Source organism: Mycobacterium sp. E1715, assembly GCF_001667625.1.
In the GTDB taxonomy this organism is placed as follows: domain Bacteria; phylum Actinomycetota; class Actinomycetes; order Mycobacteriales; family Mycobacteriaceae; genus Mycobacterium.
Genome location: NZ_LZJJ01000397.1, coordinates 1 through 16039, shown reverse-complemented (window position 1 = coordinate 16039; position 16039 = coordinate 1). Strand labels below are relative to the sequence as shown.

Here is a 16039-nt window from a genome sequence, read left to right as displayed (position 1 = left end):
CGCACGATCTGTTGCGCCACTACCCGCGCAGCTACACCGAGGGCGCGACCCGGTGGGACGCCGACGACCAGCGCCCACCGGCCGGCGAGCACATCACCATCGTCGACACGATCACCGAGACCAAGACCTGGCCGATGAAGAAGACCCCGAAGAAGGTCTGCCACCGGATCACCCTCGGCGCCGGCCGCAACAAGGTGACCGCCACGTTCTTCAACGCGAACTATCTGAAGAAGGACCTGACCGAGGGCACCAAGGTGATGCTGTCCGGGGAGGTCGGGTTCTTCAAGAACGTCATGCAACTGACGCACCCGGCCTTCCTCATCCTCGATTCCCCGGACGGCAAGAACCGTGGCACCAGCTCGCTGAAGAACATCGCGATCGCCTCCCAGGCCACCACCGGCGAGGTGCAGATGGCGGCGTTCGAGCGCGCCTTCTTCCCGATCTATCCGGCGACCACGAAGGTGCAGAGCTGGGACATCTTCAGGTGCGTGCGCCAGGTACTCGACGTCCTGGACCCGGTCGACGACCCGCTGCCCGCGGGCCTGTGCAGCCGCCACGGCCTGGTCTCCGAGGACCGCGCGTTGCGCGACATCCACCTGGCCGAAGACTCCTCGGCGCGGCGGCGGGCGCGGGAGCGGCTGACGTTCGACGAGGCCGTGGGGCTGCAGTGGGCGCTGGTCACCCGGCGGCACAGCGAGCTGTCGGAATCGGGACCCCCGGCGCCGCCGCGCCCCGACGGCCTGTCCGCGGAACTGCTGGGGCGCTTGCCGTTCGAACTGACCGCCGGGCAGCGCGAGGTGCTCGACGTGTTCGCCGGGGAACTCTCGGCAACCCGGCCGATGAACCGCCTGCTGCAGGGCGAGGTCGGCTCGGGCAAGACGATCATCGCGGTGCTGGCGATGCTGCAACTGGTGGACGCCGGTTACCAGTGTGCGCTGCTGGCGCCGACGGAAGTCCTTGCGGCCCAACATCTTAGGTCCATCAATGACGTGCTGGGCCCGCTGGCGATGGCTGGCCAGCTCGGTGGCGCGGACAACGCAACGCGGGTAGCCCTGCTCACCGGTTCGATGACCGCGGCGCAGAAGAAGCAAGTCCGCGACGAGGTGGCGAGCGGTCAGGCCGGGATCGTCGTGGGCACTCATGCGCTGTTGCAGGACGCGGTGGAATTCCACAACCTGGGCATGGTGGTTGTCGACGAGCAACACCGGTTCGGGGTCGAACAGCGAGACCAGTTGCGGGCCAAGGCCCGTCCCGGTGTGACCCCGCACCTGCTGGTGATGACGGCGACGCCGATACCGCGCACGGTCGCATTGACCGTCTACGGCGACCTGGAAACCTCGACGCTGCGCGAACTTCCGCGCGGACGCCAGCCGATCACCAGCAACGTGATCTTCGTCAGGGACAAGCCCGCGTGGCTCGACCGCGCCTGGCGGCGCATCAACGAGGAGGTCGCCGCCGGCCGGCAGGCCTATGTGGTGGCGCCCCGGATCGACGATACCGACGAGCCGGAGAAGCAGGAGCAGGACGCGAGACCGTCGGAGACGGCCGAGGGACTCTACGCGCGGCTACGTGCGCGCGAGCTGGCGAACCTGCGCCTCGGGCTGATGCACGGCCGGCTGTCCGCCGAGGAGAAGGACGCCGCGATGGCGGCGTTTCGCGCCGGTGAGACCGATGTGCTGGTGTGCACCACGGTGATCGAAGTGGGCGTGGACGTCCCCAACGCCACGGTGATGCTGGTGATGGATGCCGACCGGTTCGGCATCAGCCAGCTGCATCAGCTGCGCGGCCGCATCGGCCGCGGCCGGCACCCGAGTCTGTGCCTGCTCGCCACCTGGGTCTCGCCGGGGTCGCCCGCGGGCCGGCGGCTCTCGGCCGTGGCCGCGACCCAGGACGGGTTTGCGCTCGCCGACCTCGACCTCAAGGAGCGCCGGGAAGGAGACGTCTTGGGCCGCAATCAGTCCGGCCGCGCGATCAACCTGCGCCTGCTCTCGCTGGCCGACCACCGCGACGTCATCGAGGCCGCGCGGGACTTCTGCGTCCGAAGCTACGACGAAAATCCGGCCAGCCCCGAATTGGCCTTGCTGGCAGCGCCTTTCGTCACCACCGACCGGATCGAATACCTGGACAAGTCGTGACCGCCGGCGACGATGCAGAGCGAAGCGATGAGGAGGAGCGGCGCTTGTGAACCGCAAAGTGCTGCTGTGGTTGTCCGCGGCCGCCGCGCTCGCCCTGCTGGTGGCCTACCAGACGGTCGGATCCTCGACGGCCAGGCACGCGGACGAATACGCCGCGCGCGCCGACGTTCCGACCGTGCAACCGGGCGCCGACGTGCTCGCGGGTATCGCGGTGCTGCCGCTGCGGGCGCACCGGTACGACTACCGCAGGGCGGCGTTCGGCGACGCGTGGGACGACGACAACGACGCCCCGCTGGGCCACAACGGCTGCGACACCCGCGACGACATCCTCAACCGCGACCTCGTGGACAAGACCTACGTGTCGACCAAGCGGTGTCCGGACGCGGTGGCCACCGGCACCCTGCACGACCCGTACACCAACAAGACGATCGCCTTCCAGCGGGGCGCCAAGGTCGGCGAGGCGGTGCAGATCGATCACATCGTCCCGCTGGCCTACGCCTGGGACATGGGCGCCTACAACTGGCCGGACGGGGAGCGGCTGCGGTTCGCCAACGATCCGGCCAACCTGCTGGCCGTCGACGGGCAGGCCAATCAGGACAAGGGCGACGCCTCGCCGGCGCAGTGGATGCCGCCGAACGCGGCGTTCGCCTGCCAGTACGCAATGCAGTTCATCGCCGTGCTGCGCGGCTACGCGCTGCCGGTGGACCAGGCGTCGACCGGTGTGCTCCGCCAGGCGGCCGCCACCTGCCCGGCGGGTTAGCTCAGGCGCCCTCGAAGGTGTTGGGATCCGGGCGCAGCCGGGTGCCGTCGTTGAGCCCGTTGATCGCGTCCATGTGGTCGGCGGCCAACTCGAAGTCGAACACGTCGAGGTTGCCGGCGATGTGCTCGGGGTTGGCGGACCGGAAGACCACCGCGTTGCCCAGCTGCAGGTTCCACCGGAGCAGCACCTGAGCCGGCGTCTTGCCGTACTCGCCGGCGACCGAGGTCACCGTCGGGTTGTCCGTGAGCTTGCCGAGCGCCAGCGGTGTGTAGGCCTGGGTGACAACGTTGTGCTCCGCGTTGGTCTTGCGGACGTCGGCCTGGTTCAGCAGCGGGTGCAGCTCGACCTGGTTGACCGCCGGGGTGACGAAGGTCAGGTCGATGACGTCGGTGACGTGCTGCTCCGTGAAGTTCGAGACACCGATCGAGCGCGCCAGCCCGTTCCCGCGGCACTGGATCAGCCCGCCGAACGAGTTCACGTACTCACCGCGCGACGGCACCGGCCAATGGATCAGGTACAGGTCGACGTACTCCAGGCCGAGCCGCTCCAGGCTTTCCTTGCAGGCCTCCTCGGCCCGCAGGAACCCATGGTCGGCGGCGGCCAGCTTGGTGGTGACGAACAGCTCGGCGCGGGGGATCCCGGAGGCCGCGATGGCACGGCCGACGGCGGCCTCGTTGCCGTAGGCCGACGCGGTGTCGACCAGGCGGCAGCCCATCTCCAGCGCCGCGGAGACCGCCCGTTCCGTCTCGTCCTCGGACAGGTCAGCGACGCCCAAGCCCAGCACCGGCATCGTGTTTTCGTCATTAAGAGCTATCGAGGGCACGGCAGCGCCCGACTCGCCAGCCAATGTCATTCACCTGCCTGTGGAATTGAAGTTTCGTGGGCCCAACCGGGCGCCATCAAGCGAGGAGATCGACGCCATTCCATCGGCGCTGAATTCCAGGCGCTGAGTTCGAAATCGAACACGTCGAAGCTGCTCGCAATCCGTGAGGCGGTTACCGGCTTGGGGATCACGATATTACCGAGCTGGAAAATACCACCTCAGCGACACCGGGCCGGGCCGCGGTGGTCTGGACCCCGGTCTTCTTTTTGGGATATTCGTCACCACGTAGAGTTGGCACACGGCTCACCGGAGCGGGCCACCCGTCCAGCCGGTACCCGGACGCGCAGCGCGGCCACCGACCGCACCCGCTCGGTGGCCGCCGAACACCGGAAGAGTCCGAGACGGTGCGGAACGAAAAATCGTCCGTCGTCGAGCGTCGCCACGTTATGTACAGGGAGTGCCCATGACCAAGAGCGTGCCCGCGCCGGACCTCCATCTCGGCGTCAAACACGCGCCCATGCGCCTGACCAGTCGCATGCAGGGCGCCGTCTCCACGATCGGTGTCAAGGTCATCCCGTGGATCCCGACCCCCGCCAAGCGCGCGCTGTTCGGCGGCCGCTCGGTGACCATCGACGGCAACACGCTGGACGCCACGCTTCAGCTGATGCTCTCCGGCCTGCGCGCCGTCGGCATCGACGGCCTGGTGGTCGACGACGACGCGGCCGCGTCCCGCGCTCAGTTACGGCAGATGTTGCTGGAGCTTCCCGGGCCGCAGATCCACGTCGACGTCCGTGACCTGACGCTGCCCGGACCCGCGGGTGAGATCCCGGCGCGGCACTACCGTCCCGCCAACGGCGCGTCCGCGCCGATGCTGGTCTTCTACCACGGCGGTGGGTGGTCGATCGGCGACCTGGACTCCTATGACGCGCTGTGCCGGCTGACGTGCCGCGACGCCGGCATCCACGTGTTGTCCATCGACTACCGGCTGGCCCCCGAGCACCCGGCCCCGGCCGCAGTCGAGGACGCCTACGCGGCCTTCAGATGGGCGTACGACCACGCCGAGGAACTCGGCGCCGCGCCCGGCCGGGTCGCGGTCGGCGGGGACAGCGCGGGCGGCAACCTGGCGGCCGTCGTCTGCCAACAGGCGCGCGACGAGGGTGCCCCCGCCCCGGTGCTGCAGTGGCTGATCTACCCGCGGACCGATTTCACCTCGCAGACCCGTTCCCTGGGCCTGTTCGCCCGCGGCTTCCTGCTGACCAAACGCGACATCGACTGGTTCGAGTCCCAGTACCTGCGCGGCTCGGGCGTCGACCGGGCGGATCCCCGGGTATCCCCGCTGCTGGCCGAGTCGCTGGCCGGGCTGGCACCGGCCCTGATCGCGGTCGCCGGGTTCGATCCGCTGCGCGACGAGGGCGAGAGCTACGCGGAGGCGCTGCGGGCGGCCGGGACCGCGGTCGATCTGCGGTGCATGGGATCGCTGACGCACGGCTTCGTCAACTTGTTCCAGCTCGGCGGCGGCAGCGCCGCCGCGACCACGGAGTTGATCTCGGCTCTGCGGGCCCACCTGAGCCGGGTCTGATCTGTTGCGCCGTCGGCGCCGGTAATCTAGAGGCGCCCACGAACGACCACCCGATTACCGAAGGATCGCGCAACTGTGGCCGACAAATCCAAACCGCGCTTTGACATGAAGGCGGCCGACGGTAAATCGGGCCGACTCGTGCAGATCGGCGGGACCGCCGTCGTCGTCATCTTCCTGGTCGCGCTGGTCTCCTACATCGTGGTCACGCACCACAAGAAGACCGCCGCCATCGGCGCGGGCGACACCGTGCGGGTGACCTCCAGCAAGCTGGTCACCCAGCCCGGGACCAACAACCCCAAGGCCGTGGTGACGTTCTACGAGGACTTCCTTTGCCCGGCCTGCGGCAACTTCGAGCGGACCTTCGGTCCGACGGTGTCCAGGCTGATCGACGTCGGCGCCATCGCGGCCGACTACTCCATGGTGTCGATCCTGGACAACGCCAGGAACCAGAACTACTCGTCGCGGGCGGGGGCCGCGGCCCTGTGCGTGGCCGACGAGTCGATCGACGCGTTCCGCCGATTCCACACCGCGCTGTACACCACCGACCTGCAGCCCAGCGAACGCGGCACCAGCTTCCCCGACAACGCCCGGCTGATCGAGCTCGCCCGCGAGGCCGGCGTCGTGGGCAAGGTGCCCGACTGCATCAACAGCGGCAAGTACATCGCCAAGGTCACCGGCGAGGCGTCGGCCGCGAAGATCAACGCCACGCCGACCATCAAGATCAACGGCGACGACTACGACCCGTCCACACCGGACGCTCTGGTGGCCAAGATCAAGAGCATCGTGGGCGACGTGCCGGGCATCGACGGCGCCACCGCCCCCCCGGCCGCCTGATCACCCGGTGTCGACCCAAACCGCCGACCTGACAGCGGAATCGCCTCAGGAAGCGCGCGTACCGGCGGCCAGCGCGTGGTGGGTGCTGATCGCCGGCGTGATCGGCCTGGCCGCCTCCGCAACGCTGACCGTGGAGAAGATCGACCTCCTGCTCAACCCGGCGTATGTGCCGTCGTGCAACTTCAACCCGATCCTGTCGTGCGGCTCGGTGATGGTCACCCCGCAGGCGTCGGTGCTGGGTTTTCCCAACCCGCTGCTCGGCCTGGTGGCCTTCACCGTGGTGGTCGTCACCGGGCTGCTGGCGGTGACGAAAGTGTCGTTGCCGCAATGGTATTGGATCGGGTTGACGATCGGGCTGCTCGCCGGCGCGGCGTTCGTGCACTGGTTGATCTACGAGAGCCTCTACACGATCGGCGCGTTGTGCCCGTACTGCATGGTCGTCTGGGCGGCCACCGTCACGCTGCTGGTCGTCGTCGCGTCGATCGTGTGGCGCCCGGCGCTGCAGCGCCGCGGACGCGGTGTGGGCTGGGTGCTGTACCAGTGGCGGTGGTCCATCGTCGCGCTGTGGTTCACCGCGGTGTTCCTGCTGATCATGGCGCGGTTCTGGGACTACTGGTCGACGCTGCTGTAGGCGTGGGCACGTGACCCGCATCATCGGCGGCGTGGCCGGCGGCCGGCGCATCGCCGTCCCGCCGCGCGGGACCAGGCCGACCACCGACCGGGTGCGTGAATCGCTCTTCAACATCCTGACCGCGCGAAAAGACCTGACGGGCGCGGCGGTGCTGGATCTCTACGCCGGTTCGGGCGCATTGGGATTGGAGGCGCTGTCGCGGGGGGCGGCCTCGGCTCTGTTCGTGGAGTCCGATCAGCGCAGCGCGGCCGTCATCGCGCGCAATATCGACGCCCTGGGTTTGGCGGGCGCGACGGTGCGCCGCGGCGCGGTCGCCGCCGTCCTGGCCGCCGGAGCCGCGAACCCCGTCGACCTCGTCCTGGCGGACCCGCCCTACGACGTGGCGGCCGCCGAGGTGGAGGCCGTGTTGGCCGCCCTGGTCGCCCACGGTTGGGCGCACTCCGGAACCGTGGCGGTGGTGGAGCGCGCGGCCAGCGGTACGCCGTTGACCTGGCCGGCCGGCTGGTCCGTGCGGCCGCCACGCGTGTACGGGGACACCCGGTTGGAGATGGCCGAGCGGCCGTGAGGCCGGCGTGTAGCGTCTTTCGTCATGTGCGCCGCTCCTTCTCATCTCGTTGTTCTGCATCGTCGCCGGCGCGCGTCATGAGTGGCGCGGTATGCCCGGGCTCGTTCGACCCGGTGACGTTGGGGCACATCGACGTCTTCGAACGCGCCTCGGCCCAGTTCGACGAGGTGGTGGTGGCGATCCTGTCCAACCCCGCGAAGAAGGGCATGTTCGACCTCGACGAGCGGATCGCCATGATCAACGAGTCGACCACCCATCTGCCCAACCTGCGCGTCGAGGCCGGACAGGGTCTGGTGGTCGACTTCGTCAGGTCGCGGGGGATGACCGCGATCGTGAAGGGCCTGCGCACCGGCACCGACTTCGAATACGAGCTGCAGATGGCGCAGATGAACAAGCACATCGCCGGGGTGGACACCTTTTTCGTCGCGACGACACCACGGTATTCGTTCGTCTCGTCGTCGTTGGCCAAGGAGGTCGCGACATTCGGGGGCGACGTGTCGGAGCTACTGCCCGAACCGGTCAACCGCCGCCTGCGCGAAAAGCTCGCCGGCCGCTCCTGAAAGGCCCCGGCGCACCGGACGGTTCGGACGCACGCGATGAAATGCCCTGCGCCAGGCGGGTCCCGGGACCCGTCGGCTCATACCGGATCCGATTTTCCCGGACGCGACCCACGCCCGTCGGGTGACGAGATACGGTCGCTGAACCGCTCTTCGCCGAGGAGCGGGTGAGGAGATCCGGCGATGAGCCCAACCGAGCGCGACTTCGACATCGTCGTGTACGGCGCCACGGGATTTTCCGGCGGGTTGACGGCCCGCTACCTGGCCGGCGCGGCCGGTGCGGCCCGCGTCGCGCTGGCCGGGCGCTCCCGGGACCGGCTGGCGGCGACCCGCGGCGCGCTCGGCCCGGCCGCACGGGATTGGCCGCTGATCGTGGCGGACGTGTCGGACCCGTCGACGCTGGACGCCATGGCGGCCCGCGCCCGGGTGGTGCTGACGACGGTCGGTCCGTACACCAATTACGGACTGCCGGTGGTGGCGGCCTGCGTCAAGGCCGGGACGGACTACGCCGACCTCACCGGGGAGGTGATGTTCGTCCGCGACAGCATCGACCGATACCACCAGCAGGCCGTCGAAACCGGCGCGCGGATCGTGGTCTCGTGCGGATTCGCCTCCATGCCTTCGGATCTCAACGTCTATCAGCTGTATCGGCGGGCGGCCCGCGACGGCGCCGGGGAACTCTGCGACACCACCTTCGTGTTTCGCTCCTTCTTCCAGGGCGGCGGTTCCGGGGGCACGGTCGCCTCGGAATTCGAATCCATGCGCACGGCGTCCGGCGACCCGCAAGCCCGTCGCCTGATGAACGACCCGTACACCCTGACCACAGACCGAAGGGCCGAACCCGATCTCGGCAGGCAACGGGACTTCCCGTGGCACGCGGGCGGCCGGATCGCGCCCGAGCTCGCCGGCTTCTGGCTGGGCCCGCTCGTCTGGGGGCCCCACAACACGCGAATAGTTCGGCGCAGCAACGCATTACAGCACTGGGCCTACGGCAGGCGATTCCGTTACTCGGAGACCATGAGCCTCGGCAGGTCGTTCGCGGCGCCGGTCGCTTCCGCGGCCGTCGCGGGGGCGCTGGCGGCCGGGTGGGCGGTCGGCACCAGGCACTTCAGGCGGGTGCCGCGGCGGTGGCTGGCGCCCCTCGCGAAGCCGGGCACCGGCCCCGGCGAGGCGATGCGGGAGCGCGGCCACTACGTGGTCGAGACCTACACGACGACGGCCTCCGGCGCCCGCTACCTGGGCACCTTCGCGCAGCAGCGCGACGCGTACGACGCGACCGGAGTCCTCCTCGGCGAGAGCGGTCTTGCGCTGGCGCTCGACCGTGATCGACTCAGCGACCTGACGGGAGTGCTCACCCCGGCGGCGGCGATGGGCGATGCGCTGCTGGCGCGGCTGCCGGCCGCCGGGGTGTCTATGCACACCATCCGGCTGAACTGAGTCAGGACGCCGCGCTGCGGGCGGCCAGTCGATCGGCGAGCGAGCGGGCGAAGATCCGGGTCTGCTCCAGCTGGTGCGGCTGGATATTGGTCGCCGGAATGCGCAACCCGAAATACCGATCCCGGTATCGGCCCGACCGCAGGTAGCTCATCAGCGAGAGTCCGGAGGCGATCTGGCCGCCCAGGTACTCGAAATGGACCCCGCCCAGGTAGCGACCGCCCTGCTTCTCGCCCAGCCTGCGGACCGCCGCGAAATTGCCGCGCCAATAGCGACGGCAGACGGCGAACGCCGCGAAGGGCTTGCCGGCGAGCAGCTTTCGCGCCTCGTCTGACTTCAGGAAGGTTCGCATCGGCATGTTCATGGTGAACCACCATGTCGAGGAACCGATGCAGATCAGGTCGTAGGCGGCGTTTCGCACCTCGTCCGGGGTTTCGATCTCACCCGTCGCCCGCCGCAGCTGGGCGGGCAGCACGCTCAGGAGGTCGAGCGCCGCGTGCCGCAACGGAAAGACGCTGAACCGCTGCGAATACCGTTGATCGGTGAAGGTGATCGCGGCGCGGTGCACCTCCCACCCCCGTTCGCTGAACACCTCACCCGCGGTTTCGAGCACGGCGAGCACCTGCCCGGTGAACGTGTAGTAGAGGAGCAGGACGCGGGGCCGGGGGCCGTGATCGGCCGACATGTCCGTCATCTTTCAGCCACTCCTTCTCGACCGTTGCCGATCGCTTCGGAGCATCATCGCCGGTGGATGCGGTTCTGGGCAATCGGGCTAGTGAGGTTGCTGGCCGTGGTCGTGGTGGCAGTCGTGCTCATGCTCGGCATCGGGGGAACCGCCCATCATCCGCAGCATGGGCATGCCGCCGGAGGTGACGAACCGGATGGCCAGCACCGCCGCGACGGCCAGGAAGGCGATGTTGAGCCACGTCGTGTAGTTCCACGAGATGGCCGCCTCCATGACGGTCGCGTTCCGCTGGGTGGGAATGAGTTTGGTTGCGCCGAAGAGCAATTCGATCAGATAGCCGGCCGCCACCATCGAGGCGTAGAACGTGCCCAGCAGGGTCAGCATCATCTTGGTGCCGTAGTACTTACGGTAGATGTTCAGGATCGGCAGGATGAGCAGGTCGGCGTAGATGAACGCGATGACCCCGCCGAAGCTGATGCCGCCGTTCCACAGGACCGCGGCCAGCGGCACATTGCCGATCGAGCAGACGAAGGAGACGATCGCCACGACCGGTCCCACGATCGGTCCCCATAGCGCCGACAGGCCCGGGTCGTCGGCCAGAAAGAAGCCGCGCCAGAACGCTGCGGGCACCCACGCCGCGATCGCGCCGGCGATCAACAGGCCCAGAACCAGATCCCGCAGGATCGCCAGCCACTCCATCACGAACACGTGCGAAACCGAGGTGAAGCCCTCTCCGGAGAAGAGCCGTCGCCAGAACGAACCCTGCCGCTGGATCGACATGTCCATGGCGGCGTGGCCCTCCATCGATCCGGCGATGCCCCGCTCGGCCTGCGCGCGGGCGGCGTCGATCAGGCGTGACCGCACGAACAACCGGAACAACACCGCCAGCACCACGATCATCAGCGGCCCGCCGACGAACTCCGCGGCGGTGAACTGCCAGCCCATCAGCAGGGCCAGGATGATGCCCAACTCGACGACCAGGTTGGTCGACCCGATCTCGAAGGCCATGGCGGCGGTGAAGCTGGCGCCTTTGCGAAACAGCGAGCGGGCCAAGGCGACCGCGGCGTAGGAGCAGGACGACGAGGCCGCACCCAGCCCCGCGGCCACGGCCAGCGTGCGCGGCCGGTCGTCGCCCAACAGCGAGACGATGGTCGAGCGCCGTACCACCGCCTGCACCACCGCCGACAGGGCGAAGCCCAGGATCAGCGCCCACAGAATTTCCCACGTCATCGACCCGGCAACCGCCAACGCGTGCCCGACCGCCCCCAGCGCCGTGTGTGTCACTTGATCCCCGCTTCGTGGCTCGGATACTCTCATGCACGCTATACCCCAAGGGGGTATTGCGCAACCGGGCGACCGGCCCCCGGCTGCGGCCGAAAACACCAGTTCACCGGCTCGCGACGGGGCGGCACCGGCCGAAATCCCCTATTCGACCCACCCCGATTGCTTCGAGCGTCTAAGCTTGGCGCTTCGTTGGGTTCCGCGTCGAAACCCGCTCGGGTTGGGGGGCGCGAGCGACGCTGCGCTGCGCCCTCTCAATTGCACTGATGCCGGTGATACTCGCAGCATCGCCGGTTGGCCTGAGACGAGGTTGAGCGGCGATGGAACCACGGGTCACCCCCATTGCGGTCATCGGAATGGGATGCCGGCTTCCGGGCGGGATCGACTCGCCCGACGCGTTCTGGCAAGCGTTGCTGCGGGGCGACGACCTGGTGACCGAGATCCCGCCCGACCGGTGGGACGTCGAGGACCACTACGACCCCGAGCGCGGGGTGCACGGCCGGTCCGTGTCACGTTGGGGCGGCTTCATCGACGACGCCGGCGGTTTCGACGCCGCCTTCTTCGGCTTCGGCGAACGCGAAGCGACCGCGATCGATCCGCAGCACCGCTTGCTGCTCGAGACGTCGTGGGAGGCGATCGAGCACGCGGGCATCGCGCCGCCGTCGTTGAGCGGCTCGCGGACCGGGGTGTTCGTGGGGATGTGCCAGCAGGACTACACGCTGATCAGCGGCGACGCGGGTGTGATGGAGGACGCCTACGGCTACACCTGCACCCCGTTCAGCATGGCCTCCGGCCGGATCGCCTACGGGTTGGGCCTGGTGGGCCCGGCGATCACGCTCGACACCTCGTGCTCGTCCGGCCTGCTCGCCGTCCACCTGGCGTGCTCGAGCCTGAACACCGGCGAGAGTGATCTCGCGCTGGCCGGCGGCGCCATGCTGGTGCTGGATCCGCGGGTGTCGGCGTCGGCGTCCGCGCAGGGCATGCTTTCGCCCACCGGACGCTGCCACACGTTCGACGTCGCGGCCGACGGGTTCGTCCGTTCCGACGGGTGTGCGGTGGTGCTGCTCAAGCGCCTGCCCGACGCGGTGCGCGACGGCGACCGGATCCTGGCGGTGGTCCGCGGCACGGCGGTCAATCAGGACGGTCGTTCCGAGACGATCACGACGCCGTCCGCCGATGCGCAGGCCGCGGTGTACCGGGCGGCGTTGGACGCGGCCGGAGTCGACCCGGCCACCGTCGGCATGGTCGAAGCCCACGGCACCGGAACCCCGAAGGGCGACCCGCTCGAATTCGCCAGTCTCACCGAGGTTTACGGAGCCGGTGGCAATCGTGTCGCGCTCGGATCGGCCAAGAGCAACGTCGGGCACACCGAGGCAGCGGCGGGCGCGGTCGGATTGGTCAAGGCGGTGCTCGGGCTGCGGAGCGGTGTGGTGCCGCCGATGGCCCACTTCACCCGCCTGCCCGACGAACTTGCCCGCATCGAAACGGGATTGTTTGTGCCGCAGGAGGTTACGCCGTGGCCGGACAAGGGCGAAGGCCCGCGGCGGGCCGGGGTGACGTCGTTCGGGATGTCGGGCACCAACGTGCACGCCGTCCTCGAACAGGCGCCCGACCCCGACGTCGACGGGTTCGGCGCGGAAAGCGCACGGTCGCTACTGTTCCCGCTGTCGTCCACCTCCGCCGACGAGCTGCGCCACACGGCGCGGCGGCTGGCCGAGTGGGTGTGCGACCACCGGGAAACCGTGTCCGCCGCCGACCTGGCCTACACCCTGGCGCGGCGACGCGCGCACCGGACCGTGCGCACCGCGGTGACGGCGGACAGCATCGACGGGCTGATCGCCGGGCTGCGCGAAATCGCCGACGGCGAAACCCCTTTCGCGCCGGCGGCCGGTCATGACGATCGCGGGCCGGTGTGGATCTTCTCCGGCCAGGGCTCGCAGTGGGCCGCGATGGGCGCCGAGCTGCTGGCCAAGGAGCCGGCGTTCGCCGCCGCCGTCGCCGCGGCCGAGCCGTTGATCGCGGCGGAGTCGGGTTTCTCGGTGACCGAGGCGATGTCGGCGCCGAAGACGGTCACCGGCATCGACCGGGTGCAGCCGACACTGTTCGCCTTCCAGGTGGCGCTGGCGACCGCGATGCGCGCCTACGGTGTGCGGCCGGGGGCGGTGATCGGCCACTCGATGGGCGAGATCGCGGCGGCCGTGGTGGCCGGCGCGCTGTCGCTGCCCGACGGGGTCAGGGTGATCTGCCGGCGCTCGGCGTTGATGTGCCGGATCGCCGGCGCGGGCGCGATGGCCTCGGTGGAGCTGCCCGCCCAGCAGGTGCGCGACGAACTGGCCGCCCGCGGCGTCGGCGACGTGGTGGTCTCGGTGGTCGCGTCGCCCAACTCCACCGTGATCGGCGGGGCGACGCAGGCGGTGCGCGATCTGGTCGCGGAGTGGGAGGGCCGCGAGGTGATGGCCCGCGAGGTGGCCGTGGACGTCGCCTCGCACTCGTCCCAGGTCGATCCGATCCTCGCCGACTTGGCCGCCCAACTCGCCGATCTGACGCCGGCGGCGGCTGAAGTGCCGTATTACTCTGCGACGCTGGACGATCCACGCGCCCGGCCGGCGTTCGACGCCGGATACTGGGTGGACAACCTGCGCCAGTCGGTGAAGTTCGCCGCCGCGGTGCAGGCCGCCCTCGACGACGGCCATCGCGTCTTCGGTGAACCGTCGCCGCATCCGCTGCTGACCCGGGCGGTCGAACAGAACGCGGGCGCCTCCGACGTTGGCATCGCCGCGCTGCCGGCCATGCGCCGCGAGCAGCCGATGCCGCACGGGCTGTTGGGCTTCCTGGCGGATCTGTTCAGCGCCGGCGCCGCCATCGACTTCTCCGCGCTGTACCCGGGCGGTCGGCTGGTGGACGCGCCGCTGCCGACGTGGACCCACCAGCGGCTGCTCGTCGACGCCGGCGGGGCGGGCGCGCCGGGGCGCGGGCAGTTCACGCTCGACGTGCATCCGCTGTTGGGTGCCCACGTGCGGTTGCCGGAGGAACCGGAACGCCACGCGTGGCAGGGCGGGGTGGGCACCGCGGCGTTGCCCTGGCTGGCCGACCATCGGGTGAACGGGGTCGGGGTTTTCCCGGGGGCGGGCTTCTGCGAGATGGCGCTGGCTGCCGCCGCGGCGGTGCTGGGGCCGGACGCGGAGGTGCGCGACGTCCGCTTCGAGGAGATGCTGCTGCTGGACGACGAGACGCCGGTGAGCGCGGTGGCTTCGATCCTGGACGCGGGCGTTGCCGAGTTCGTGGTGGAGACCGATCGCGACGGGGAACGGATCCGCAGCGCCGCGGCGGTGTTGCACGCGGTCGCCGACGAGCAGCCGCAGCGACGCGACGTCGCCGCCCTGCTGGCCACCCACCCGCAGCTGGAAGACGGTGCCGCGCTGCGACAGTCGTTCGCCGAGCGCGGCGTCGAGTACGGTCCGGCCTTCGCCGGTCTGGTGTCGACGCGCACCGCCGAAGGCAAGAGCCGCAGCGTGGTGGCCGAGGTCGCGCTCCCCGGCGCGGTCCGCGCGGAGCAGGGGAGTTACGGGGTGCATCCCGCCCTGCTGGACGCCTGCTTCCAGACCGTGCTGGCGCACCCCGCCGTCAAGGAGGCCGCCAACGGCAGCTTGCTGCCGTTGGGCGTCGCGCGGCTGCGCCGCCACGGTCCGGCGCGCGGCGCCCGCTATTGCCACCTCCGGCTCGTCGCGGCGACGGCGTCCTCGGTGGACGTCGACCTCGATCTGCTGGATTCCGACGGCATGGTGCTGCTGGCGGTGCAGGGCCTGCGCATGGGCCTCGGCCGGGGTGGCGGCGCCGACGAGCTGATGGCCGAGCGGCTGCTGACCGTCGACTGGCAGCGGCGGACGCTGCCGCCGGTGCCCGAGCGGCCGGTCGGCGCCTGGCTGCTGATCGACACCGCCGAGGCCGACCCGCTCGCGTCGACCCTGGCGGATACACTGAAATCCCTTGGCGCACAAACAGAGTTCCTGAGCTGGCCACGGCAGGCCGAGCACCGCCCCAACGCTGAGCGGCTCGGCGCCGCGGTGCGTGGCGGCCTGGAGGGGGTGGTCATCGTGTGCCCGCCGCCGGCCGGGGAGCCGGACGATCGGGGCCTGCTCGCCGGACGCGAGCAGGTCCGCCATGTGGTGCGCATGATCCGCGACCTGCCGGAGATGTCGGCGACGCCGCCGCGCCTGTACGTCATCACGCGGCGGGCGCAGATCGTGCGGCCCGGGGACGCGCCGAACCTGGTCCAGGGCGGCCTGCGCGGCCTGCTGCGGGTGGTCGGCGCGGAGAACCCGCAGCTGCGGACCACCCAGATCGACCTCGAGGCCGACGCGGACGTCGAACGTGCCGCCCACGAATTGCTGTGCGGCTCGGCCGAGGACGAGACCGCGTGGCGCGGCGGGCAGTGGCACACGGCGCGGCTGCGCTGCACGCCCCTCGGCGCCGACGAACGCCGGGTCACCACGGTGAACCACGAGACGGAGGGGATGCGCGTGGCGGTCCGTCATCCCGGTGACCTGCAAACGCTGGAATTCGTCGCCGTCGACCGCAGGACGCCCGGCCCGGGCGAGGTGGAGGTCGCGATCGACGCGTCCAGCGTCAACTTCGCCGAAGTACTTGCCGCGCTTGGCCGTTACCCCGACCTGGAGGGCGAGCCGCACCAGCTGGGATTCGACCTGGGCGGCGTCGTCACCCGCGTCGGCGCGGACGTCACCGACCACCGCGTCG

The 16039-nt window shown here is 70.0% G+C and carries 12 protein-coding genes; 9 read left to right on the top strand and 3 right to left on the bottom strand.

From position 1 onward, the window contains the following. On the top strand, nt 1-2135 hold a 2135-nt coding region (gene recG / locus A9X03_RS19410), incomplete at its 5' end, for an ATP-dependent DNA helicase RecG (protein WP_197696104.1). 46 nt (nt 2136-2181) lie between these two features. Continuing rightward, a complete protein-coding gene (locus A9X03_RS19405; RefSeq protein WP_067749872.1) occupies nt 2182-2895 on the top strand; it encodes an HNH endonuclease family protein in 714 nt (237 codons plus the stop codon). A 1-nt stretch (nt 2896) separates the two neighbouring features. On the opposite strand, the gene A9X03_RS19400 is transcribed toward A9X03_RS19405, so the two are convergent. Beyond that, complete coding sequence (locus A9X03_RS19400) at nt 2897-3742, bottom strand: aldo/keto reductase (RefSeq protein WP_156669945.1); 846 nt, start codon at nt 3740-3742, stop codon at nt 2897-2899. A 439-nt stretch (nt 3743-4181) separates the two neighbouring features. Here A9X03_RS19400 and A9X03_RS19395 point away from each other — a divergent pair, with 439 nt between their 5' ends. The 6 genes from A9X03_RS19395 to A9X03_RS19370 all read left to right on the top strand — a co-directional run bounded on the left by A9X03_RS19395 (nt 4182) and on the right by A9X03_RS19370 (nt 9321). Continuing rightward, nucleotides 4182-5297: an alpha/beta hydrolase gene (locus A9X03_RS19395; protein WP_067785216.1), complete on the top strand. Its 1116-nt coding sequence runs from the start codon at nt 4182-4184 to the stop codon at nt 5295-5297. Between the two features lie 75 nt (nt 5298-5372). After that, complete coding sequence (locus tag A9X03_RS19390) at nt 5373-6131, top strand: DsbA family protein (protein ID WP_067749877.1); 759 nt, start codon at nt 5373-5375, stop codon at nt 6129-6131. Nucleotides 6132-6138: 7 nt separating this feature from the next. Beyond that, nucleotides 6139-6762 (top strand): vitamin K epoxide reductase family protein, encoded by a 624-nt coding sequence (locus A9X03_RS19385; protein WP_067749879.1) that lies wholly within the window; start codon nt 6139-6141, stop codon nt 6760-6762. A 10-nt stretch (nt 6763-6772) separates the two neighbouring features. Beyond that, a complete protein-coding gene (gene rsmD / locus A9X03_RS19380) occupies nt 6773-7327 on the top strand; it encodes a 16S rRNA (guanine(966)-N(2))-methyltransferase RsmD (RefSeq protein WP_067785219.1) in 555 nt (184 codons plus the stop codon). A 77-nt stretch (nt 7328-7404) separates the two neighbouring features. Then, on the top strand, nt 7405-7887 hold the full coding sequence (coaD, locus tag A9X03_RS19375; protein ID WP_067785222.1) for a pantetheine-phosphate adenylyltransferase: 483 nt from the start codon (nt 7405-7407) through the stop codon (nt 7885-7887). Between the two features lie 180 nt (nt 7888-8067). After that, nucleotides 8068-9321, top strand: coding sequence for a trans-acting enoyl reductase family protein (locus A9X03_RS19370; RefSeq protein ID WP_067785225.1), 1254 nt, complete (start codon nt 8068-8070; stop codon nt 9319-9321). 1 nt (nt 9322) lies between these two features. On the opposite strand, the gene A9X03_RS19365 is transcribed toward A9X03_RS19370, so the two are convergent. Further along, complete coding sequence (locus tag A9X03_RS19365) at nt 9323-10012, bottom strand: flavodoxin (protein WP_067749886.1); 690 nt, start codon at nt 10010-10012, stop codon at nt 9323-9325. A gap of 78 nt (nt 10013-10090) precedes the next feature. Beyond that, nucleotides 10091-11320 carry a permease gene (locus A9X03_RS19360; protein WP_067785228.1) on the bottom strand — a complete coding sequence of 410 codons (1230 nt, stop codon included), beginning with the start codon at nt 11318-11320 and terminating at the stop codon, nt 10091-10093. 284 nt (nt 11321-11604) lie between these two features. Here A9X03_RS19360 and A9X03_RS19355 point away from each other — a divergent pair. Then, on the top strand, nt 11605-16039 hold a 4435-nt coding region (locus A9X03_RS19355; protein WP_068262483.1), incomplete at its 3' end, for a type I polyketide synthase.